22 protein-coding genes are annotated in these 21,493 nt (G+C 36.9%); 6 read left to right on the forward strand and 16 right to left on the reverse strand.

Features of this window, described 5'->3' with window-relative positions; genetic code table 11:
* Nucleotides 1-23: 23 nt before the first annotated feature.
* Entirely contained in the window at nt 24-1,070 is a 1,047-nt protein-coding gene (locus tag BFJ97_RS03650; protein WP_068983264.1) for a SepM family pheromone-processing serine protease, read from the reverse strand.
* 120 nt (nt 1,071-1,190) lie between these two features.
* On the opposite strand from BFJ97_RS03650, the gene BFJ97_RS03655 reads away from it, so the two are divergent.
* Nucleotides 1,191-2,090: a hypothetical protein gene (locus tag BFJ97_RS03655; protein WP_223552794.1), complete on the forward strand. Its 900-nt coding sequence runs from the start codon at nt 1,191-1,193 to the stop codon at nt 2,088-2,090.
* A gap of 343 nt (nt 2,091-2,433) precedes the next feature.
* Here the strand turns inward: BFJ97_RS03655 and coaD are convergent, their stop codons facing one another.
* The 3 genes from coaD to BFJ97_RS03670 form a co-directional block, all read right to left on the reverse strand.
* On the reverse strand, nt 2,434-2,925 hold the full coding sequence (gene coaD, locus BFJ97_RS03660) for a pantetheine-phosphate adenylyltransferase (protein WP_068983266.1): 492 nt from the start codon (nt 2,923-2,925) through the stop codon (nt 2,434-2,436).
* A gap of 94 nt (nt 2,926-3,019) precedes the next feature.
* Nucleotides 3,020-3,595, reverse strand: a complete 576-nt coding sequence (gene rsmD / locus BFJ97_RS03665; protein WP_068983267.1) for a 16S rRNA (guanine(966)-N(2))-methyltransferase RsmD — start codon at nt 3,593-3,595, stop codon at nt 3,020-3,022.
* Between the two features lie 165 nt (nt 3,596-3,760).
* The gene (locus tag BFJ97_RS03670; RefSeq protein ID WP_068983268.1) at nt 3,761-5,185 is read right to left on the reverse strand and encodes an RNA polymerase II; all 1,425 of its coding nucleotides are present in this window, start codon (nt 5,183-5,185) and stop codon (nt 3,761-3,763) included.
* A 56-nt stretch (nt 5,186-5,241) separates the two neighbouring features.
* Between BFJ97_RS03670 and BFJ97_RS03675 the strand changes: the two genes are divergently transcribed.
* Nucleotides 5,242-5,631 carry a DUF7147 family protein gene (locus BFJ97_RS03675; protein ID WP_068983269.1) on the forward strand — a complete coding sequence of 130 codons (390 nt, stop codon included), beginning with the start codon at nt 5,242-5,244 and terminating at the stop codon, nt 5,629-5,631.
* A gap of 2 nt (nt 5,632-5,633) precedes the next feature.
* Here the strand turns inward: BFJ97_RS03675 and BFJ97_RS03680 are convergent, their stop codons facing one another.
* Nucleotides 5,634-5,906 carry a YlbG family protein gene (locus BFJ97_RS03680; RefSeq protein ID WP_068983270.1) on the reverse strand — a complete coding sequence of 91 codons (273 nt, stop codon included), beginning with the start codon at nt 5,904-5,906 and terminating at the stop codon, nt 5,634-5,636.
* 228 nt (nt 5,907-6,134) lie between these two features.
* Here BFJ97_RS03680 and BFJ97_RS03685 point away from each other — a divergent pair, with 228 nt between their 5' ends.
* Complete coding sequence (locus BFJ97_RS03685) at nt 6,135-7,043, forward strand: glycerophosphodiester phosphodiesterase (RefSeq protein WP_068983271.1); 909 nt, start codon at nt 6,135-6,137, stop codon at nt 7,041-7,043.
* 198 nt (nt 7,044-7,241) lie between these two features.
* Here the strand turns inward: BFJ97_RS03685 and BFJ97_RS03690 are convergent, their stop codons facing one another.
* Nucleotides 7,242-8,294: a tartrate dehydrogenase gene (locus BFJ97_RS03690; RefSeq protein WP_068983272.1), complete on the reverse strand. Its 1,053-nt coding sequence runs from the start codon at nt 8,292-8,294 to the stop codon at nt 7,242-7,244.
* Between the two features lie 150 nt (nt 8,295-8,444).
* Nucleotides 8,445-8,891, reverse strand: coding sequence for a YlbF family regulator (locus tag BFJ97_RS03695; protein ID WP_068983273.1), 447 nt, complete (start codon nt 8,889-8,891; stop codon nt 8,445-8,447).
* Nucleotides 8,892-8,978: 87 nt separating this feature from the next.
* Between BFJ97_RS03695 and BFJ97_RS03700 the strand changes: the two genes are divergently transcribed.
* Nucleotides 8,979-9,479: a PaaI family thioesterase gene (locus BFJ97_RS03700; RefSeq protein WP_068983274.1), complete on the forward strand. Its 501-nt coding sequence runs from the start codon at nt 8,979-8,981 to the stop codon at nt 9,477-9,479.
* Here BFJ97_RS03700 and BFJ97_RS03705 read toward each other — a convergent pair.
* Both BFJ97_RS03705 and BFJ97_RS03710 read right to left on the reverse strand, forming a co-directional pair.
* Nucleotides 9,460-10,935, reverse strand: a complete 1,476-nt coding sequence (locus BFJ97_RS03705; RefSeq protein WP_068983275.1) for a UDP-N-acetylmuramoyl-L-alanyl-D-glutamate--2,6-diaminopimelate ligase — start codon at nt 10,933-10,935, stop codon at nt 9,460-9,462. The genes BFJ97_RS03700 and BFJ97_RS03705 overlap by 20 nt on opposite strands.
* A 223-nt stretch (nt 10,936-11,158) precedes the next feature.
* Nucleotides 11,159-12,283 (reverse strand): CAP domain-containing protein, encoded by a 1,125-nt coding sequence (locus tag BFJ97_RS03710; protein WP_068983276.1) that lies wholly within the window; start codon nt 12,281-12,283, stop codon nt 11,159-11,161.
* A 149-nt stretch (nt 12,284-12,432) separates the two neighbouring features.
* Here BFJ97_RS03710 and BFJ97_RS03715 point away from each other — a divergent pair, with 149 nt between their 5' ends.
* Together BFJ97_RS03715 and ytvI are read left to right on the forward strand one after the other, a co-directional pair.
* Nucleotides 12,433-12,798, forward strand: coding sequence for a YugN family protein (locus BFJ97_RS03715; protein WP_068983277.1), 366 nt, complete (start codon nt 12,433-12,435; stop codon nt 12,796-12,798).
* A 213-nt stretch (nt 12,799-13,011) separates the two neighbouring features.
* Nucleotides 13,012-14,076, forward strand: coding sequence for a sporulation integral membrane protein YtvI (gene ytvI / locus BFJ97_RS03720; RefSeq protein ID WP_083226893.1), 1,065 nt, complete (start codon nt 13,012-13,014; stop codon nt 14,074-14,076).
* 197 nt (nt 14,077-14,273) lie between these two features.
* Here the strand turns inward: ytvI and BFJ97_RS03725 are convergent, their stop codons facing one another.
* The 7 genes from BFJ97_RS03725 to cyoE all read right to left on the reverse strand — a co-directional run bounded on the left by BFJ97_RS03725 (nt 14,274) and on the right by cyoE (nt 21,331).
* Complete coding sequence (locus BFJ97_RS03725) at nt 14,274-14,735, reverse strand: DUF420 domain-containing protein (protein ID WP_068983278.1); 462 nt, start codon at nt 14,733-14,735, stop codon at nt 14,274-14,276.
* Between the two features lie 34 nt (nt 14,736-14,769).
* The gene (gene ctaG, locus BFJ97_RS03730; protein WP_068983279.1) at nt 14,770-15,699 is read right to left on the reverse strand and encodes a cytochrome c oxidase assembly factor CtaG; all 930 of its coding nucleotides are present in this window, start codon (nt 15,697-15,699) and stop codon (nt 14,770-14,772) included.
* Nucleotides 15,700-16,328: 629 nt separating this feature from the next.
* Nucleotides 16,329-16,673, reverse strand: coding sequence for a cytochrome C oxidase subunit IV family protein (locus BFJ97_RS03735; protein WP_068983280.1), 345 nt, complete (start codon nt 16,671-16,673; stop codon nt 16,329-16,331).
* Nucleotide 16,674: 1 nt separating this feature from the next.
* Nucleotides 16,675-17,301, reverse strand: coding sequence for a cytochrome c oxidase subunit 3 (locus BFJ97_RS03740; protein ID WP_068983281.1), 627 nt, complete (start codon nt 17,299-17,301; stop codon nt 16,675-16,677).
* Entirely contained in the window at nt 17,301-19,184 is a 1,884-nt protein-coding gene (gene ctaD / locus BFJ97_RS03745) for a cytochrome c oxidase subunit I (RefSeq protein WP_068983282.1), read from the reverse strand. Before ctaD ends, BFJ97_RS03740 begins: the two co-directional genes overlap by 1 nt.
* Nucleotides 19,185-19,224: 40 nt before the next feature.
* Nucleotides 19,225-20,313: a cytochrome c oxidase subunit II gene (gene coxB, locus BFJ97_RS03750; protein WP_068983283.1), complete on the reverse strand. Its 1,089-nt coding sequence runs from the start codon at nt 20,311-20,313 to the stop codon at nt 19,225-19,227.
* Between the two features lie 100 nt (nt 20,314-20,413).
* Nucleotides 20,414-21,331 carry a heme o synthase gene (gene cyoE / locus BFJ97_RS03755; RefSeq protein ID WP_068983284.1) on the reverse strand — a complete coding sequence of 306 codons (918 nt, stop codon included), beginning with the start codon at nt 21,329-21,331 and terminating at the stop codon, nt 20,414-20,416.
* Nucleotides 21,332-21,493: the final 162 nt, after the last annotated feature.

Consider the following 21,493-nt stretch of genomic DNA (forward strand, 5'->3'; position numbering starts at 1 on the left):
CCCCATGTTACGATGATAAAACTTTATTTCGGTGGTAACTGTTTTAAATATTCGATTGCATCATCAACTGTTTTAACTGGAACTATTTTCATTTTTGTACCAATTTCTTTAGCCGTCTTAACTGCTGTAGCATAATTAGATTCAAGCTCGGGATATTTAGCTTTCATTTCTGGAGAAATTTCATCATCTGGCGCAAAAAAGATTTCCATACCATCTTTATCCGCAGCAATGACTTTATAGTCTATTCCACCAATTCTTCCAACGGAGCCATCAACCAACATTTCCCCCGTACCTGCAACAGCATAGCCTTTTGTTAAATCTTCTTCGAGAAGTTGATCTAAAATTTCTAATGTAAACATTAGCCCAGCAGACGGACCTCCAATATCTTCTGTTTTCATAGACACCTTTGGATCCGTTTCAATAGACTTACTTTCAGCATACGTAATACCTAAACCAGCTCTTTTCTCTTCTGATTTAGGGATTTCCTTTAATGTAATCGTTTCTTCTTGTTCTTTTTGATTACGTATAAATTTAATAGTCACCTTATCTCCAAGTTGCTTTGGCTTCAAAAGATCTACAAGCATTTGTTGGTTCCTAATTTTTTGTCCATCAACTTCAATAATTTCATCACCAGCTTTTAATAGATTATCTGAAGCACCGCCTTCTAGGACATTTAATACAAAAACACCGTTGAAGATAACTTTTGTTTGAATACCAGCCTTTTGAAAAGCTACATACTTTGCATTAAATTGTGAGTCTGACATTAATTTAAGCTGGCGTACATTATATTCTTCTTCATCCTCCAATGGATTTCGAACTTGACTAATATCCATTATTTTTTGATGTTTTTGTGTTTTCGCCCACAAATATGAAAAAGGCGTTGCTTGCTGCATAGCCACTGTCATTAAACTCATAGATCCTTTGTTTTCCGTGTGGTCATTTTCAACGGTAACAAATTTACTGACATCATAAGCACTTCCAGGTTTCATAATATAAGCGTCTAGACGGTATAACATAAAAAAACAAATCAAGACGGTTAACAATGCATAAATACTAATTTTTTTCTTCATTTAGAAGAACACCTCCTAGGACGCTCGCAAATCCATACGTTCATGTTTTTGCCTTTTTTACATATATTGATTTTAGCATTTGCCTATGTGAATGACAAAAAGTTGAAACGAGATGATAACATGTATGCGACAATTCAAATAGCGATTTGCATAGTTCTTATTCTATTACTCTTGTTATTCCCACAAACAGCTCATAATGGTACTGATTTAGGTTTAACCCTTTTTATGGATGCGCTATTCCCTTATTTATTACCCTATCTTATTTTAACGCAATGGCTTCTCCGTTTAACGGCTCCTATGCGAACGAAAACAAAAAGAGCTTCGTTATACGTACAAGCCTATATTATTAGCGCACTCGGGGGATATCCATCTGGAGCAACAACAATCGTTTACTTAAAAAACAGTGGGCAACTACATCCAAAAGAAGCAAATTTTTTATTAGCCGTATGTCATGCGCCAAGTCCACTTTTCGTGTTGGGCTTTGTAAGCCTCGATTTATTACAAAGTAATACGTTCGGATGGTTGTTTTTATGTTTACTACATAGTTTTAATATTTGTTGTTTACTAACGGGTTACTTCTTATTTCGTAAAACAGATCCTTCTAGCATCTCCATACACAATACACCTTTGCATACAGCACCATTCTCTGAAAGCATAAAAGAAACCGCACCAACAATACTATTAGTTGGAACGACAATAATTTTTTTCACTACCATCCAGACGATTGTTCAGCAAGGCTTAGATTCACTGATACCCAAACTTCCCTATACAGCCGAACTTTCCATTGCCGCAATTCTCGAAGTTACAAATGGTCTTAAAATGACCGTCTCGGCTTTTCCCAATCTTTCATATTTACCATTACTAGTTGTTATCTTGTTAACGATGCAAAGTATAAGCATCCACTTACAAATTTTTGTTATTGCGAAATCAGCCAAGCTTTCCGTTCGACCATATATAAAATTCCGCCTACTTAGCATAATCATTGTACCCACTATTTATGCTCTTTTTTTCTTAAAATAACTAAGGCTCATCACCATAACGTGTGGTTGATTTCCGTTTCGACTAGGGGCTTTCTCAAGGTGCCCACTGAGCCACTGGTGCATAAGGGTTTGGCTACTCTTCGTTCCTCTACAGGCTCGCTATAGTGCACGAAAGAGAAGAAATACGCTCGACACTCATCCGCGGAAATCAGCGTCTCCTAATTAACATGAGACATCAAAAAAGAGGCTTGGACATAAGTAAATTTTCAAAGCAAAATTTTTAAAAATTACATCAGAAAAGCGTGAGAAATCAAAGTTTCTAAAATTGATTTCTCACGCTTTTTAAGGTTTTGAGCTGTTATGTCCCAGTCTCTCTTTGTATTTTATTTAGTAAAATCATACTTTTCTTTTAAGGCTGCTACAACACAAACAGGAACAAGTTCGCTGACATTACCACCATATTTCGCAACCTCTTTGACGATGCTCGAGCTTAAGAATGAATATTGATTTTTTGTCATAATGAAAAATGTTTCGATGGTTTCATCAAGAAAACGGTTCATCGACGTAATCTGCATTTCGTATTCAAAATCCGAAACTGCACGTAAACCACGGACAATCGCCTTTGCCTTTTTTTCCTTAGCATAGTCTATTAACAGTCCAGATGAACTCTCAATGCGTACATTGGGCAATGTTTTAGTCACCTCAGCCATTAAAGCCATGCGCTCTTCTACTGAAAATAATGGTCGCTTTGATGAATTATTTAAAACAGCAACATAAACTGTGTCAAATACATCTGCCGCACGTTTAATAATATCTAAGTGGCCAAATGTCACCGGATCAAAACTTCCAGGAACTACAGCAATTTTCTCTGACAACTTATTCTCCCTCTTCCTCTGCACAACGATCATTTCGCATTGGCGTAATTGTAGCTGTCACTTCGTTAATGTGAAGCTCTTAGCCTAAGTCTCTCTATTCAGTAGGTGTTTGGACATCCACTGAATGAAGATAAACAGAAATAATCGTTCCGCCATAAGTTTCTTGTCTCTTTAATACAAAATCCCCAAAACTTTGTGGTAATTCTACTTCTTTTGCATGCTCACATAAAATAATGCCATCCGTCTGAATCTTATTATTGTCGACAAGTACCTGCACTAAGTCATAATACTCTTGATGATGGTATGGTGGATCTAAAAATACTAATTTAAACGTAATATCACGTTTTAACAACGCTTTCACAGCACGCTTCGCATCTATACGAAAAAGCTCAGAATAATCCTCGTAACGACATTTTTTTATGTTTTCCTGTAGCACTTGGAACGCCTTTGCATCCTTTTCAATAAAAACGGCGTGCTCGGCTCCTCTACTTAAAGATTCGATGCCTAAGCCACCGCTTCCTGCAAATAAATCGAGCACAATGCCTCCATCAAAGAATGGACCAATAATATTAAAAATGGATTCCTTCACTTTATCTGTTGTAGGTCTCGTCGTGTTTCCTGCAATGGCCTTTAACGGCATCCCTTTACGTTCTCCTGCTACAACTCTCATATATTCAAATCACCATACTTTCTTAATTCCATATATCAATTTCACCTTGGTGTAATTGCATCCAGATTTTGAATTATGCATGCACACCCCAAAATCTGTGACATCTGCCGGAAGTTTTAGATAAAAACATTTTTGCAGCGAAAGTCAAACCTCCGCTGCAAATGTTTATTCTTGTTGTTCTTGAGTTATAATTTGGATACGATCATCACTTTTTTGTAATTCTACTAAAAATAATCGTTGTAGCCAAGCTTCTTCAACATAATAATGATTGGCAATTTTAATAATTGGTTCTGAAATAGTAGAATATCTACGTTGATTGAATACATAAAATCCAGGCTCGTTCGGGAATCGGAAAATGCGATTATCATTATTTACATAATACCCATTCTTGCCTTCACCAGCAGTATAGCCTAGATACGGCAACAATGTATCAGCAGTATATAATACTTGTCCTTCATGGAGAATAACATGAACATCTTCTTTTAAAACGTCATTAACGTAAACACTTCGATCATCCTCAAATAACAGTGGATATGTGCCATTTTCTTGTGCCGCATTTAACTTAAAATAAGACGTTTTTGCTTCTAACACCTCTGATAAAAGCTTGTCCATTGTATCAGGAGAAATCGGCTCTTCTCCAAGCTCATTCAGAGCCTCCTGCCATGCTGCCTCTTGATCAGCTGTCATATATTCTTTTAACGTCTTCACAATATCCTTTGTTTTATCTGAACCAATCGTATCCTTCACTAGATAGGATGCCAAAACTTCCGGCAACCATGTAGGCGAATCTTTAAACTTATATTGTGACTTTATTTGAGACATGATAACTTCTTGCTCAACAGCTTGTTCAGTTAGTTCTGGCAAGAATAAAAGTCGATCATCATGTTCTTTCGCTGGACTCTTCTCTTGAATAATAGCAACGTGTTCCTCATTCAAAAACTGTAAATTTTCTAATGACGTTAAGAAATCCTTTGAAATAGCTTCCGGTGCATAAATAGATAACACAGGGGTTTGCTCTTGTACCTTTAGATTACCCGCTTGCCAATAAATATCACGAACTGTACCACTTCCACTAAACATTGTATAGTTAACAAGTGATAGTTGTTGTTGACCTACTAAAGGCAAGCCAGTTATCCACTGACCAACAATTTTACTATCAGTTGAAATATGTACAACAGAATAAGACGCTTCACCATTTGTTAATGTAGCGAAAGCATTTTGGATGAGCATTTTATCTTTTAAGCCACCCTCAATTGGAATTATGTATGAAACAGATTGCGATTTAGTCTCTCCTTTTTTAAAGTATGAGACTTCTTCTGATAAACGACCACAACTTTTTTCATTTTCGATAAAGCAACTAGGATTTACCGCATTTTCTGGCCATTTTATATTCACCTTTTGGTTGGGTAAATTTTTAAAATGTTGGCGAATATCCAAGCTATTTTCCCGATAGACAATTTCGATTTCTTGCGAATAATGGAATTCGCCATTTCCTGTTTCTAAATCAGATGAATAAGCATGGTACTGGAAAAATAACGTTCCGGTAATGATTAGTCCTAGTATGGAAAAAAAACTCATTGCAAATTTCATGTGCTTGACCTCCCGCAGCATGATACTATGTGTATTGGAAAGGATGTGCAATTATTATGCCACAACAATTTATAGAATTAGGTGAGGGCTATGGTGATGTTTATGAGCTACTTGAAATAGTGAGAACAAATCAAGATCGCTTCCACCAAGCCTTTATACTAACCTCCACAAAAGAAGAAAAAAAGTTTGCTTCTTTAGCAGTCGCTTTAAAACCAGTCGGTGACAGTAAATTCATGCCGATTTATATTTGTCGAGAAGGCATCCCTTTTAATGAGGAGCAGCCTTCAAAGCGACAAAATATGTTCGAAGAAAGTATTAAACAACTAGATCGAAAAGCGGTTGTTGTAGAAATAAAGCACTCATCTATATTTTCGGAATCAAAACTATTTTATCAATACTTAATCGGGATAATGAGACTTCATCACTATATTCCAGCATTAGTGTAATATTATAGTCCTACTTTATAGTCATATTCCTTCGCTTTATCTGGTTTTGCATTTTCAAACTCAGTTTTAACGAATGGACGATAAGACTTCACAACGTCTTTCACAAATGGAAGGCGTTGTAGTTTTGTTGTCATTGTTTCAATTTCCTCTCGCTCGCAATAAAGCACTACATATTTTTGCCTCCGAGAAATATAAAGAACATGCCCATATTTTCGAAGAGACTTCGCATGTTTTAATTGATGGACGTAAACGATTAGCCCTTGTCGTTCGTTCATATATTATTCCCTCATTTCTTACATAAAAGAATACCATAGACCGGAAAATGATAGCAACAGAGTTTAGCTGACAGAACGCTCATTTTTCCGTTATAATAAAAAAGCATACAACGTTGATTCAGAGTTTTACTTTCACTTATATAAGTTAATAGGGAACTAGACACAAAAAATTCTATAAGTGAATTTGCCAGTACTTTTTATATCATTTTATTGTTAAGGAGGACGAATATGGGTAAGAAAACAAAGATTGCGCTCGCAATTGCAGCAGCAAGTGCAGCTGCTTGGGCAGGTAGTAAAGCTATTTCTAAACCTCAACAACGAGAAAGTAAACAAGCATTACAATTCGATCATCCAGTTATTCTTGCACATCGTGGCGGTGCCGATTTAGCACCTGAGCATACAATGCCTGCTTTTGAAAAAGCCGCACAGTTAGGTGTTGACGGCTTTGAAATAGACATTCGCTTAACTAAAGATGAGGAAATCATCGTATTCCACGATGATACTGTTGAGCGTACGACAGATGGCTATGGTCTTGTTGCAGACATGACTTTAGCAGAAATAAATGCATTAAACCACGGTTATCAATTTGAAGATTTGGATGGGGAATTTCCTTATCGAAATGAAAAAATAGACGTCGTAACGTTACGTGATCTACTAGAAAATTATCCAAATATGTTGATAAATATTGATATTAAAGATGCACCAGATACGTATGAGGGAAGTTTAATGCCATCTAAACTATGGCGTTTAATTGAAGAGCTTGGTGCTGAGAACCGAGTAGTTGTCACAAGTACTTACGGTGAACAGATAGATCGCTTTAATCTATATGCACAAAATCAAGTAGCACTTGGTGCAGGTGAATCAGATGTTCGTAAAGCATTCGCTTCTTTCTCAAGCCAATTTGGACATTTATATCACCCAAAGGTAGATGTATTCCAAATACCGCCAAAATCAGGGGTTATTGCACTGGATTCACCGAAGTTTATTCAGTTTTTAAGCAACTTAAACATCCCTGTTCACTATTGGACAATCAATGATGCGGCAACAATGAGTAAGTTAATTCACAACGGTGCAAAAGGTATCGTTACAGATCGGCCTGATATCGCTGTAGAACTATTACAAAAAAATGAAAACTAGAATGGAGCTTACTCTCTATTTTTAAGCTAGTACTAGATAGAAACTAGGTTACTACTTGAATTGGTAAGGGCCACTTTTAACAGCCCTTACCTTTTACTTATAAAAATTAAATATTCTGTCTTTTATACCCGTTATGCCCCGAATCCCGCTGTATTCAAAGAGTTTGATTGTAGCTCTCACCCCATGCATTTTGAGCTTTTATTTCAGATAACATAATACTGTATCTGTCACATCTCGTAATGTTGCTGTTCCGCCCAAATCGGCTGTTTTAACACCTTGTGCTAATGTTGCTTCTATTGCATTTAGTACCCTTGTGCCAAGCTCATGATAGCCTAAAAAATCAAGCATCATTTTACCCGTCCAAATTTGTCCAAGTGGATTGGCTATCCCTTGACCTGCAATATCGGGCGCAGAGCCATGGACTGGTTCGAACATAGATGGATATTGTCGCTCAATATTTAAATTTGCTGCTGGAGCAATTCCGATGCTCCCCATAATTGCACCACCTAAATCTGTTAAAATATCGCCAAATAAATTTGATGCAACGATAACATCAAAATGATCTGGCTTCATTACTAAAAAGGCAGCTAAAGCATCAATATGATTAGATTCTTGTCCTATGTTCTCATAATCTTTACCTACTTGCGCAAATACTTCATCCCAAAAAGGCATACTGTATGTAATTCCATTCGATTTTGTGGCACTTGTAACATGCTGACGTCGAGTTTTCGCCATTTCAAATGCATACCGCATCGCACGTTCTGTACCCTTCCTTGTAAAAATGGCATTTTGGATAGCAACCTCATCTTGTCCACTATGTATTCTGCCACCACTTTCAGCATACTCTCCCTCTGAGTTTTCACGTACAACGACAAAATCGAAGCCGTTTGGGTTACGTAACGGCGAAGGCAAACCTTGAAGTAGCTTTGCTGGACGTACATTAATAGATTGTTTCATCTCACGGCGAATTTTAATAAGTAGTCCCCATAATGAAATGTGATCTGGTACTAAATCAGGCATGCCAACCGCACCTAAGAAAATTTGATCATAACCTTTCAATATTTCAATACCATTATCAGGCATCATTTTACCTGTTTCTAAATAATAGTCACAGCCCCAGAGGAATGTTGTCCATTCAAACTGAAAGCTTCCATCTAATTGAGCAGCTTTATTAAGAACTTCTATCGCCGCTGGTACAACCTCTTTACCTATGCCATCTCCTGGTATAACGGCAATTCGATAAGTTTTCATTTGTTTATCCTCCTTTTATTTCTATATTGCTTATTCAATTACTATACAATTTTTCTGCAACTATTACACCCCGCAGTTATAGAAAAAAGACTGTATACAAACTCATAATTCATCGAGTTTGTTACAGTCTAAAAAGAAGTATTACTTAGTTTATGCAGAGCAAGAGCAAGAACCGCCTGAGCCACATCCTCCGCCACAGGAAGAACCTGATGCAAAGAACGGATTACTTACAGGAACTTTCACTGCTTCTGATACAGTTTTCCCCATAAGTAGACTTATCTCGTCAAGTAAATCTTGAAAATCATTTTCAGCAATCTTTAAGGCCGAAACTTTTTCATTTAAATCGAGCGCGCGCTTTTGCTGACGAATCGATTTCATGATTGTATGATAGTCCGGATGATATTTTCCGAAACGTTGTACATCTTCGTACTGCTCTTTTATGCGATTAAATGCGTAAATAGCTTGCACTAATTGAGCATCGCTATAAACAGCATCATACGCTTGTTGCAGCGTTTTCGCAGGCTCAGAGGAAAGAATCATCTCACAAAGCGCATCGGCCTCATCCAAAATGATTACCCAGTCAGAGGTCATCATCATATTAAATTCCCCCAATCTCTTTCCCATCATAACAGATTTTGTGGTAATTTTACATTATTGATATTTTTAAATAAAGGAGTTTTCTAATTGGTCACATCGTCTAAAGGACAAATAGAAGAATTACTAGCAGATATTTTACAAAACAGCACAGCTGAAGATGAGGAAGTTTTACTGCATTTATTGTCAGGACTTCGTGATAAACAACAAGGTGTCCACCGCCGTTATATTAATGCCGCCTTACATATGGTTGGCAAATTTGATACTGAGATTAGCGAGGTTCGTATCCCCATTACACCCGTTATCCATAATACCATTAAGGTTCCACATGGAGGAATTATTGCTACAATTGCAGATGCAGCAATGGGAGGGCTTGCTTCGCGTTCTGTACCAGAAGGCTTTAATGTGGTCACAACTAATATCAATGTCTCTTATATTGCAACAACAACTAACAAAGAACTAATCGCTCGTGGACGTTTCGTACATAAGGGACGTCAAACACTTGTGATGGAATGTGATATTGAAGATGAGACTGGGCGAAAACTTGCGATTGCGACCGCTACTTTCTTTGTCATTCAACGCCGTCCTTAGTCATAAGATTTAAAAAGTAATCTCGAATACATTGTTGATCGGAAAAAGGGAGTTTTTGATTTTTTATTTGTTGAGTCTGTTCATGCCCTTTTCCGGCAACTAATACAATATCACCTTTTTCAGCCTTTGCTAATGCCTTATGAATAGCAATTTTTCGATCTAGATAGATTTCATAGTATTGCTGTTCAGTAAAACCAGCAATAATACTTTCATTAATTAAGATCGGGTCTTCATCACGTGGATTATCGGTTGTTAAATAAATAATATCCGCATACTTACTAGCTACCGCTCCCATCGCAAATCGTTTGGCCTTATCACGATTCCCCCCACAGCTAAATACGAGATAAAGCGTTTTCGAGCTATCAAAAGTTTGTAAAACAGCCTGCAATGCTTCTGCAGTATGCGCATAATCTACATACACATCAATTCCAAATGTATTGTCTATTTTTTCAAGTCTTCCTTCTGGTAGCCTCAACAACCATATATGCGCTGCTATTTCATCAATGGAAAAACCTAGGCGCCACAAAGTCATTAACGCAGCTACAGCATTTTGCACATGATACTTACCAACAAAAGGAATTTCTACAATATGCTCACTTGATGAGGTTTGTAAACAAAGTACTGTTTTTCCAATTGATTCACTGACAATTTGGATATGTAAATCATTGTGATTATCAAAGCCAAATGAGCAGGATTTTTTCTTATCATAAATACCGACAGAACGGCAAAAATTATCATCTCCATTTAATACTAGCTTTTTTGATAAATCTGCCAATCTTTTTTTCGCACGTTTATATGCCTCAAGTCCTCCATGATCTTCTAAATGGTCCTCCGATAAATTTAAAAAAACGCCACAATCGATATCACAATGATCAAGTCTATGTTGCTGTAACCCCATCGATGAAGCTTCTAAAACAACATGTGTAACACCATTTCGTACACATTGCTTTAAAATCGGATGTAACTCTTTTGCTTGCAATGTTGTTAATTGCTCATACTTTGTTTGTTGTTTCTCTTCATTAATGAAAAATCCTACCGTTCCAATAACTGCTACATTTTTATGTAAGGCTCTTAACAACTGGCTCACAAAATGACTGACTGTTGTTTTACCATTTGTACCTGTAATCGCAATTACTGTTAATGCTTCTGCTGGAAAGGCTGAAAGTTTTGCACTCGCATACGATAAAAATAACGATGTATTCGGAACCCACACAAAAGGTATGTTTTGATCGGTAATAGGTAGTGAGATACTTTCCTCTGATACTATAGCGGCAGCACCCCGATCAATTGCTTCATTTACAAAGCGACTTCCCGATGTTTTCTTCCCCTTACGAACAATAAAAATATTTCCAGGCTTAATCGCCTGTGCATAATCCTCAACGCCCGTAATAATTGTGCGAATCGATCCTCCAGTCACGCTACATGGCCAGTCTTTCAATAGTTCAGCTAATTGCAAGCTTCATTCCCCCTTTCAGTTCTCTATCATATGACGGCGTCTGTATCCGTGTGACGAAAAATCTAAGCGGTCATTGTGCTTATCTTTTTCGTATAAAATGAAAAGACTGAAGATAAACTTGATTGTGCCAAGTTTATCTTCAGTCTTAGATTTATATGTATCCCGCGTTAACGCCTAATTGGTGGAGACTACTATCAGTGAGGATGAAGAAAACCCCCACTGATTAATATGGTGATGATTCATCAATATTTTCTACCGGTTCCTCAGTGTCTTTATTCTCACTATCCAGCTCTTGAGAAGAAGGTTCTAAAAATATTTGTGTATAATAGTTTAAAAATACGCCAGATCCTACTGTAGTGTATTTATCATTTAAAATAACCTTTCGATGCTCAGGGGAATTAAGCCAACCATGCATTGCTTCGATTGCATCAAAATAATCAGTTGCAAGATTTTCATTGGCCTCACTATAGATGATTCCCTGTGTTTCTAATCTCTTTTTTAAATCTCCATTTGTTGGTGATTCATGTCCAAGAAAATTTTGAACCTTCATATCTTCACTATGCATTTTTGCTACTTCTTCTAATGACTCATCAATTTCTACTACTGGTAAATCATGATGAACCCTTGTTACATTTATTAAATCGTCTAACTGTCTAGCATTTGCTTCATTAATTTCCTGCTGTAAAAACGAGGAAGGTGGTGTTGATGTAACAAGTTCACCTTGATAAGTCATTTCATAAGGTTGATGAAGAGCAAGCGTTTTACTATTAGTAAAGCGTATTCCTTGTAGCTCACTTGTTTCTCTATCTATATAGAGTTGCGCAAAAAGCCCATCGAATTTTACAAGCAATCGTGTCTGCATATCTTCTTCACTCATCGAGAACACGAAAATATTTTCACCTACATTCGCAGATACTTCATAATCAATGAGTGTCATTCGGTAAATATCATCGCGCTTCTGTCCAATTTTAAACGGATAAGCATCTAAATCTTCACCAGCTATGTAAACTTGTGTCACAACATTATTTTGAACGCCTACCATAAAAAATGTAGAAGCACTTGCATTATAGACCCACCATTCATAGCCAAAGGATGATGGTTCTTTCCGCGCTGGTTCACCGTATTTATCCAAAACCTTCTTTGCTTCTTGACCGATTAATGTCGACATCCCACTTTTTGGGCGTGTCACCGCACCTACTTCAGGCTGCTTTAACTCGGTTTTAGGAATAACATTTGAATTGGCATTCGGACCTTTTAATGGTTCGTTTTCCCGTGGTGTATTAAAAAACATAAAGCCAATCAACGCAATTGCAGCACATGCCATAAAAATGCGAAATAAAGCTTTCATATTTGACTCCTTTTCATCGCCATTATTCTGTAAATTATTATATCAATTGTAATTGGGTTGACACAATGTTGTCATTGCAACAATGTTAAATATGCTCTATTATAAAAATGAGCGTATACTTTGTACGAGAACCTAAAGGAGGATTATAGATGTATTTTGAAAATACTAACCTTGAAAATTTAACAGCTGATCAAGAACTTATTGTAAGCATCATGAAACAAAATGGTTTAGAATGTGATGGCGGCTGGGACTACGAACGTATGACATTTGATAAGCGTTTCGATACTCGCGAGGGACGTTACTACTTACGTGTATTTGCATATGCAAAATCTGGTGATGTTGGTGCACACGATGCAATCCTAACATTAATGAAACCAGTTCTTGGTAAGTACTACTATCCACACGGCGTTGAGTATGGAGATGACGAAGTTTTCCCAGCTCATCTGGTAAAAAAATGTGAAGAAATCTTAAAAAAGGTTAAATTAGACCTAGAAGCTTTTAAAATTCATGCGTAATTTTAGATAGTTATTTCACGGTGCATGTCGATTAAACATTCGGAATCATTTTATTATTTATCTGTCAAACGGTGACAGTACATCAAGTTGGCAACAGCATACAGTGCAATAGCTATATCTGAAAAGACTGGTGGTCCAGTCTTTTTTATTTTGAGTAAAAAAACTATTTCTTCTCATACTACCTATATCTTTAACATGATGTAGGTGAGATAAATGTTACAATTCTTTAAAAGTCCTTTTTTTCGTCATCCAATAATCGTTATAGCTATCGCGATTGCAATCCTCTGGATTATATCCTTGTCATTACCAATACTACTTGCCTACGTAACAGCTTTACTATTAGAACCTGTAATCATACGAATCAGTAAACGATTCCGAAAAAAACGCAAAGTAGTCGCTTCCATTTTTTTTATGTTCTTTTTAAGTATGACATTACTATTATGTATTTTCGTTATATTTATAAGTTGGAAACAATTTTCAACATTTATCATTCAAATTCCAGAGTACCTTAATCAGCTATCAGCCATATGGATTCAAATACAATCCAAGCTTTCCAATTATACTTATCAATTGCCCTTAGATCTAGTTATACAAATTCAACTTATGATAGCACAGGGCCTATCCGCAATCGAAAAATTTGCACTTTCTTTAACAAGTGTGAATGTTTGGTCATCTTTACTTACGTATATAGCTTCACGTTTGTTTGATATTTTTGTTTATTGGATTGTGTTATACATGTTCCTTTTAGAATTACCAACTATTAATCGTAAAATGTTAACGCCTATTCCCTTCCACTACCATCAAAAAATACTATTTATTGGACAACGTGTAAAACTTGCATTATTTGGTTTTATAAAAGCACAATTTTTAGTTAGTATTTGTATTTTTGCTATAGCTTTAGGAACCTTTTATTTTCTTAAAACACCTTTCCCACTTATTTTAGCACTCTTACTAGTCATTTTAGATTTCATTCCTTTTTTAGACTCATTTATATTGCTGATTCCTTGGGCAATTTACAAAGTCTTTACAGGTGATTATGTCTTTGTTGCTGTTTTAGTCATACTCACAATCGTACTATTTTTAGTTAGACGTATGATTGAGCCTAAAGTAATCGGAAATAAAATCGGACTGTCTTCACTGACAACTTTTATTGCCATGTTTATCGGTTATGAAATATTTGGGTTTTTCGGTATTTTAATTGGTCCTTTACTCGTTGTTGTGTTTCTTTCTCTATTTAATCAAACATCTATAAAAAATCTCCCACCTTCTCAAGAATAAGGAGGGAGATCTTTTTTAATCAATTATACCTCGGCATAATTGTGTCTGGAAGCTTTAGGCCAACATGTAGATGTTGGTCACTTAGTCGTTGCCACAGGACGTGGCGTTCTTAGACTGAGTTCCTCTATTTCAGCGGATGTTTTTTGTACCGAAATCGTAGCGACAGGTACGGATGTTTGGATACCCGCTAATAGAAGTTAGAAACCAAAAATAGCTTTAATGGCAGATGTTGTTTCACCTGGTTCGAATAAAACATATAGTAAAAAGTATACTAAAACCCCAGTAATCGCTACGAAGAACCAAATAATACTTGTAATCGGTCCAATACGACGGTGAAGCTTGATATTAGTTTTCAAACCAGAAATAATGCTAACAATACCAAATACTGCTCCTACTGTCGCAAGGGTAATATGGAAAATCAAGAAGAAAGTATAATATGGTTTTAAATCTTCTCCTCCACCAAACGCTGTATTACCAATAAATACTGTACGTGAAACATAAATGATAAAGAAGGTAAGTGCAGCAACCCCTGCAGCTAACATTACTTTTTTATGTGCTTCTACCTTTCTTTTTATGATTAAGCCCCAACCAATAGCCACAAGTACAGCACTGATAACGATGAATGATGTACTTATAGTAGGCAAAATTTGCAATTCCATTCACAAAACTCCTTATACAAAGTAAATTTCTATTTTACAATTGATGTTGCTGCTGACTTTCCCATTTCTTTTGATGTTCTTTTAACGCATCAGCTGTAATTTTATCAGGATCCTTTTGTTCTGATCGATACCATCTTGTAAAGATAGTGCCAATTAAAACGCCAAAAATAAGCTCTTGTAAAATCTTCATAAGAACGCCGCCTAGTTGCTGATCCGCAACAGGTGTCATATCTGTAAAGAGCTCTGGTCCTGATAGGGATAAACCAGATAATGTTGAAGCTGGTACACAAAGCTCCATTGCCTTAAGCCATGCTTCACCATTTGTATATGTTTCATACATAGCGTTTGGTGCGAAAATAATTAGCCCACAAGCAGGTGTAATTAAGACCGCATTAGCAATAATATAGGCTAACTTATGCAATGGCTTCATTTGCGGACTATTTGGCACCGTGTGGATTAATGGCCAATACATTAAAACAGCAGAAACAAATAATACAAACGTATATGTACCATGTAATGTTTCATTTAACTTAATGTAATCTAATACATCTGGTAAATGATAGAAAGAAAATAGACCGATAAACACAATTACCGCAACGACAGGTAATGTTAGCACTCTAAATACAGATCTAACAACTGGTGCTTCAATCGCAACTTTCCATACCCACCACGGAATCCCTTTAATTAAGAAAATCGGTACAAGTAACAATAGTATAGCCATTTGCACCATATGCATCGTAAACATAATGTGCGCCATTAAATCTATTGGAGATCCTTTAATAATATAAATCGTTACCATTGCCAGTACAAAATAAATTGCCTCTCCCTTTTTCAGAGGCTCACTTACTTTAAAATCCTTGCGCCACTTTGTTGTGACTAAAAAATAGATGACTGTTATGAAAACAAGAACCCCTATTAAGTATGGGCTCCATAAAGCTTGGAAACCAAATATACTAAGTGGCATATAGAACGCACTCCTTTAACTTCAGTACTCCTATTATAGAACGCTTACACTTATTCTGCAATGAACGAAAGGTGAACAAATAACTATCCACAGTTTACTGTTGTTCACATTGTAAAAAATAATACGGTCAAAGAAATCTGTGAATGGTGTTGGGCTTTAATGTGGGCGATTTCCGTTCCAGGCTACTCGCTTTCCTGTGGGCGAGCGTCGAGCCGCTTCCTCCGCTTCGCTCCGTCCAGGGTCTCGTCTGTCTCGCTTTCCCACGGGAGTCGAGTAGCCTTCCACTCCAATCAACAATAGCGTAGAATTTTTATAAATTTTATGAATTTCAAAATTGGACGCTAGGACAACGAACCATTATTGAACAGAATATATTTATAACAGTGAAGTAATTGACATTGTTGCCGCTTTTGTTTTCTCGTAGCAATCACAGAAGCGGCTCATCTGAAGCCCCCAGGAAGCTCTGCTCTGTGCGAAAGCAAAGCGTCAGTAACAAAGCGTCCAGTCGGAACGGAAATCAACCACTCGTTTTGCCCAAGCCATACTTTAAAACTCCATAATTTCATTGATACAATAGAAAAAAGAAAAGCACGTTCCTACGCTAGGTAGAGAACGTGCTTTTTTGGTGATTACCACCAAATAATTGTTAAAAATGCTAAGAAGAATGTAAATGCGATTAATATACCCATCCACATGAAGAAACCAATTACACCACCGAAGTGTGTTTTTTTGTCTTCTAAGTGCATGAAAGAGTAAAGTTGAAGAACAACTTGAACACCAGCAAGCAATAAAATGAGCGGGAATATTAAGTATTTAGAAAAATCAGCTGCAACTACTGCGAATGCGATAAACGTAAAGAAAATCATGATCGCAAAGTTGACTACTTGTTTACGCATATGAACGGCATTATGATGACGATCATACTCGTATTGTGCCTGAGACTTAGCAACTATCGGTGTATCGTGTGATGACATATTATCCGATCACTCCCATCAAGTATACTACTGTAAAGATAAATACCCAAACTACGTCGATAAAGTGCCAGTATAAAGCAGCCACGAAGAATTTAGGCGCATTGTATAAGTTAAGACCACGTTTAGCGTTACGAATCATTAACGTTGAAATCCACACAAGACCTAAAGTTACGTGGAAACCATGTGTACCAACTAATGAATAAAACGCAGTTGAGAACGCAGATTGGTCAAATGTGAAGCCTTTGTGTACATAGTGATAAAACTCATAGATTTCAAGACCTAAGAATCCAAGACCTAAAAGTAATGTAATACCAAACCAAGTTTGCATAGCTTTAAAGTTAAAGTTACGCATATGGTAAATTGCATAAACAGATGTTAGTGAAGATGTTAATAATAACATCGTCATAGCGAAAGCTAAAGGTAATTCAAATAAACTTTGTGTTGTGAACTCCATGCCAGCTGGCCCTTTGTTCTTAAGCGCTAGGTAAGTAGCGAATAAACTTGCGAAAAGTACAACTTCACAGGCAAGGAAAATCCAGAAACCAACAACTTTATTTTTACCTTCCATCGTAGCTTGTTCAGGATGATCTGGCCAAGTATGAGGAGTAAATTTAGTATTGAAATCCATTATTTATTTCCCCCTTTGCCGTAAAGATGTTCTTCAATTTCAAGAATTTCTTCTTTGTGTAAGTGGAAACCGTGATCATCCTTAACAGAACGGAAAATCATAGCACCAAATGTAATTGCAAGACCACCAATTAAAATATAAATAGACCAAGGTTTATCTGCATCTGGATGATAAAGTGCACCGAATGCTGCAATAAACATACCTAGAGAAATAACAAATGGGATAGCTGAGTTGTTAGGCATATGAATATCACCGACTGGCTCAGCAAAAGTCATTTCTTTATTTCCTTCTTGTTTTTCAATCCACCATGGATCTAAACCACGAACAAGAGGTGTTTGACGGAAGTTATAGAATGGGATTGGTTGTGGAATAGACCATTCTAAAGTACGTCCATCGCCCCATGGGTCGCGACCTGCTGGTTCGCCTTTGATAGACAATAAGCAGTTAATTACCATTATGATAACCCCTACACCCATCATTAATGCACCGATCGTAGAGATAAAGTTGAACTGATCCCAACCTTGACCTTCCATGTAAGTGAATACGCGACGTGGCATACCCATTAAACCTAAGAAGTGTTGAACGAAGAACGTTAAATGGAATCCGATGAAGAAAATCCAGAAAGTAAGTTTACCAAGCGTTTCGTTTAACATACGGTTGAAGAAAATTGGCCAGTAGAAGTGTGCTGAACCAAATATCGCTGTTACGATACCACCAACGATTACGTAGTGGAAGTGAGCAACGATAAAGTAAGAATCGTGTAATTGGTAGTCAAGAGGTGCAGATGCTTGCATAACCCCTGTAACACCACCCGCAACGAATGACGGGATGAAACCAAGTGCATAAAGCATTGGTGTTGTAACTTTAATAGATCCGCCCCAAAGAGTTAAGATCCAGTTGAATACTTTCATACCTGTTGGTACAGCAATTGCCATTGTTGCAACAGCAAAAATTGCGTTGGCTGTTGGCCCAAGACCAACTGTAAACATGTGGTGAGCCCAAACCATGAACCCTAAGAAACCGATTAAAATTGTTGCGAATACCATTGAAGAGTATCCAAATAAACGTTTACGAGAGAACGCTGGAATAATCTCAGAGAATAAACCAAACGCTGGTAATATTAAGATATAAACCTCTGGGTGTCCGAAGATCCAGAATAAGTGTTCCCAAATAATTGTGTTACCACCCATTGTATGATCGAAGAAGTTACCACCGAACATACGGTCAAATAACATCATTAATAAACCAATAGTTAATGGAGGGAATGCGAATAGAATTAGTGCACTTGATACAAGAGCAGTCCAAGTGAATAATGGCATACGCATGAATGTCATACCTGGAGCACGCATTGTAATAATCGTAACGATAAAGTTAAGACCTGAAATTAATGTACCTGCCCCTGAAATTTGTAAACCAAGAACATAGAAGTCAATACCATGTCCTGGAGAATATAAAGATAATGATGCATAAGACGTCCAGCCCGCATCAGGAGCGCCACCCATAAAGAATGACAGGTGAAGGAATACTGCACCTAGGAAGAATAACCAGAACCCTAAAGAGTTAAGGAATGGGAATGCAACGTCACGCGCACCAATTTGTAATGGTACAAGCATGTTCATAAATGCGAATAGTAATGGAGTCGCAGCTAGGAATAACATTGTCGTTCCGTGCATTGTTAATAATTCATTGAAAAAACCAGCTGAGATGAAATCGTTATTTGGTTTCATTAACTGAATACGCATTAATAACGCTTCAAAACCAGCGATAGCAAAGAACAATGTACCGGCTAATAAATACATTACTGCTAACTTTTTATGGTCGACAGTTGTAATGTAGTCCCAGACATTTGCTCCAAAGCCCTTTTTCTGTGTGTATGAGCTCACAACTTTTACCTCCCTCAAAGTTTGTTACAATAACTAAAAATTATTTCTCAACAGATAAGCCCATGATATAAGTTGCTAGAGCTTCAATTTCTTCGTCGGATAAGTCGCCATAAACAGGCGCAGTGCCCTCTGCATTCATCATTAAGTTACCTGGTTTGAATTCTCCAGGGTTCTTAATCCAAGCTTTTAAGTTTTCTTCATTATGTTCTAAGAAACCAGCAACACGGTTACGGTCACCAAATGTAGTTAAGTTAGGACCTGGTGTACCTCCTGCTCCTGATCCAGAAACAGCATGACAACCTAAACAACTTTTAGCAAATGTTGCTTCACCAAGATCTGTTGAAGCTTTGTCAGCCACTTTTCCTTCTGTTGCTTTCATTGAAGCTACCCATGCATCGAATGCATCTGGGCTTAATGCTTTAACTTTGAAGTCCATTAATGCGTGTGAAGGACCACATAATTCAGCACATTTACCATAGAATACGCCGTCTTTAAGGTCTTTCGATTCTTTATCGAATACTAGATAGAATTTGTTTAAGTTATCTACGTTCGTATCCATTTTACCGCCTATAGCAGGAATCCAGAATGAGTGCTTTACATCGGCAGCCTTTAAGTTAAAGTAAACTTTTTGACCTGTTGGTACAACTAGTTCTTGAGAAGTTATAATACCTTGGTTAGGGTATTCAAACTCCCACCAGTATAATTTTGCAGTTACATTTACTGTAAGTGCTGTTTTGTCACCATTTTCATCTACTTCGTCCATAGCAGCAACATCTGCAAATTTGTAAGTAGCCGTAACAACTGGTACAGCTAAGATTAATAATAAAATAATTGGAATAACTGTCCAAATCACTTCGAGAGTGTGACTTCCTTCTACTTGCTTAGGAATAACATTTTCGCCAACTTTTGAACGGCGGAATTTTACGAATGCAAGTAAATAGATAACGGATACTACTACTACTACTAACGTCATAATTCCCGTAGCTAACAGTAATAGATTGAATTGTTCTTTACCTACTTGACCAGATGGTTTCAGTGCAGAAATATAATCTTCACCACAACCAGAAAGGAAAACCATCATCACTGCTAGAAGTGAAAAAAGACGCCATTTTTTAAGCCCTTTCATCATAGCTTAATTAAACCCCTCTTTCTTTGTTGTATTTTCATGTGTACCTAGGACATTAGTTCTGTCTATATGAATTCTTTAGGATAAGAAAGAATCCCCAAATTTAGCTAAACAACGCAAATATGATAATGGATACAAATAGTATTGTCATATGGTTCAATGAATAGATAAACATTTTATTTGCCCATTTCAAATCATCTTTTGTAGTAAAGCCTTTAAAAGCTAGAATCACCCAGCCCAAGTTCAATGCAGTCGCAAGAATTAAGAAGCCTACCCCAAGCTCTGGTAAAAGGAATGGTAACGGTAATAATAAAATAATCCAAAATAACATCGAGTACTTCGTTCGTTTAAATCCTTTTACTACAGGTAGCATCGGTATATTAGCTGCACGATATTCTTCAGTACGTTTCATGGCAAGCGCGTAAAAATGCGGAGGTTGCCATACAAACATAATAAGGAATAAGGCAAGTGCTCCTGGACCTAATGCAGGTTCAACAGCTGCAAACCCAATAACTGGTGGAATCGCACCTGAAATACTTCCTACAACCGTGTTACTAACATGCTTCCTCTTTGACCACATTGAGTACAGAACGACATAAGCAAATATTCCTACTAGTCCCCACATGCCGGCTGCAAACGATGCCGCAAATAACAAAATTTCACCTACAATTAAAAATGAGAGGGCAATGGTCAATACAAAATTCGGCTTAAATCTACCTGTTACTGTCGGTCTTGCCTTCGTTCTTTTCATGATTGGGTCAATATCCTGATCAATAAAGTTATTCATTGCGCCTGAGCCACCTATTATTAATGCCGCACCCAGCATGGTGAACAATATGACATCAAGCTCTTGCAAGAAGTGTCTACTAGTAAATTGAAATGCCAGCCACATCCCTGTAAACGTTGTGACAAGATTCGAGTTTACGATTCCAATTTTTATTAGTGCTAAGAAATCTTTTACAACAGATGTTGATTCTGGTCCACCATTTCTAGTAGCCGTCAGTGCACGACCGTTTGACATGATACCTCTCCTTTCATTTTTGTAAGCATATTCCGCTAATGTTTACTATAGCGAAATTTGCGATTGATTTCTAGACATTAAGTGAAATTTAGATGAAGTTGTAAAAATTAGCTTTGTCTAGAAATATAATTAAAAACAACATATCTATAGTAAAACATTTTC

This window comes from Lysinibacillus xylanilyticus, from assembly GCF_001708185.1.
In the GTDB taxonomy this organism is placed as follows: Bacteria; Bacillota; Bacilli; order Bacillales_A; family Planococcaceae; genus Lysinibacillus; species Lysinibacillus xylanilyticus_A.

Bases quoted from the DNA above. Each gene is read 5' to 3' on its own strand.
- BFJ97_RS03650 (WP_068983264.1), bottom strand. From the start codon at position 1,070: ATGAAGAAAAAAATTAGTATTTATGCATTGTTAACCGTCTTGATTTGT.
- BFJ97_RS03655 (WP_223552794.1), top strand. From the start codon at position 1,191: ATGTATGCGACAATTCAAATAGCGATTTGCATAGTTCTTATTCTATTA.
- rsmD (WP_068983267.1), bottom strand. From the start codon at position 3,595: ATGAGAGTTGTAGCAGGAGAACGTAAAGGGATGCCGTTAAAGGCCATT.
- BFJ97_RS03670 (WP_068983268.1), bottom strand. From the start codon at position 5,185: ATGAAATTTGCAATGAGTTTTTTTTCCATACTAGGACTAATCATTACC.
- BFJ97_RS03675 (WP_068983269.1), top strand. From the start codon at position 5,242: ATGCCACAACAATTTATAGAATTAGGTGAGGGCTATGGTGATGTTTAT.
- BFJ97_RS03680 (WP_068983270.1), bottom strand. From the start codon at position 5,906: ATGAACGAACGACAAGGGCTAATCGTTTACGTCCATCAATTAAAACAT.
- BFJ97_RS03685 (WP_068983271.1), top strand. From the start codon at position 6,135: ATGGGTAAGAAAACAAAGATTGCGCTCGCAATTGCAGCAGCAAGTGCA.
- BFJ97_RS03690 (WP_068983272.1), bottom strand. From the start codon at position 8,294: ATGAAAACTTATCGAATTGCCGTTATACCAGGAGATGGCATAGGTAAA.
- BFJ97_RS03695 (WP_068983273.1), bottom strand. From the start codon at position 8,891: ATGATGATGACCTCTGACTGGGTAATCATTTTGGATGAGGCCGATGCG.
- BFJ97_RS03710 (WP_068983276.1), bottom strand. From the start codon at position 12,283: ATGAAAGCTTTATTTCGCATTTTTATGGCATGTGCTGCAATTGCGTTG.
- BFJ97_RS03715 (WP_068983277.1), top strand. From the start codon at position 12,433: ATGTATTTTGAAAATACTAACCTTGAAAATTTAACAGCTGATCAAGAA.
- ytvI (WP_083226893.1), top strand. From the start codon at position 13,012: ATGTTACAATTCTTTAAAAGTCCTTTTTTTCGTCATCCAATAATCGTT.
- BFJ97_RS03725 (WP_068983278.1), bottom strand. From the start codon at position 14,735: ATGGAATTGCAAATTTTGCCTACTATAAGTACATCATTCATCGTTATC.
- ctaG (WP_068983279.1), bottom strand. From the start codon at position 15,699: ATGCCACTTAGTATATTTGGTTTCCAAGCTTTATGGAGCCCATACTTA.
- BFJ97_RS03735 (WP_068983280.1), bottom strand. From the start codon at position 16,673: ATGTCATCACACGATACACCGATAGTTGCTAAGTCTCAGGCACAATAC.
- BFJ97_RS03740 (WP_068983281.1), bottom strand. From the start codon at position 17,301: ATGGATTTCAATACTAAATTTACTCCTCATACTTGGCCAGATCATCCT.
- coxB (WP_068983283.1), bottom strand. From the start codon at position 20,313: ATGATGAAAGGGCTTAAAAAATGGCGTCTTTTTTCACTTCTAGCAGTG.
- cyoE (WP_068983284.1), bottom strand. From the start codon at position 21,331: ATGTCAAACGGTCGTGCACTGACGGCTACTAGAAATGGTGGACCAGAA.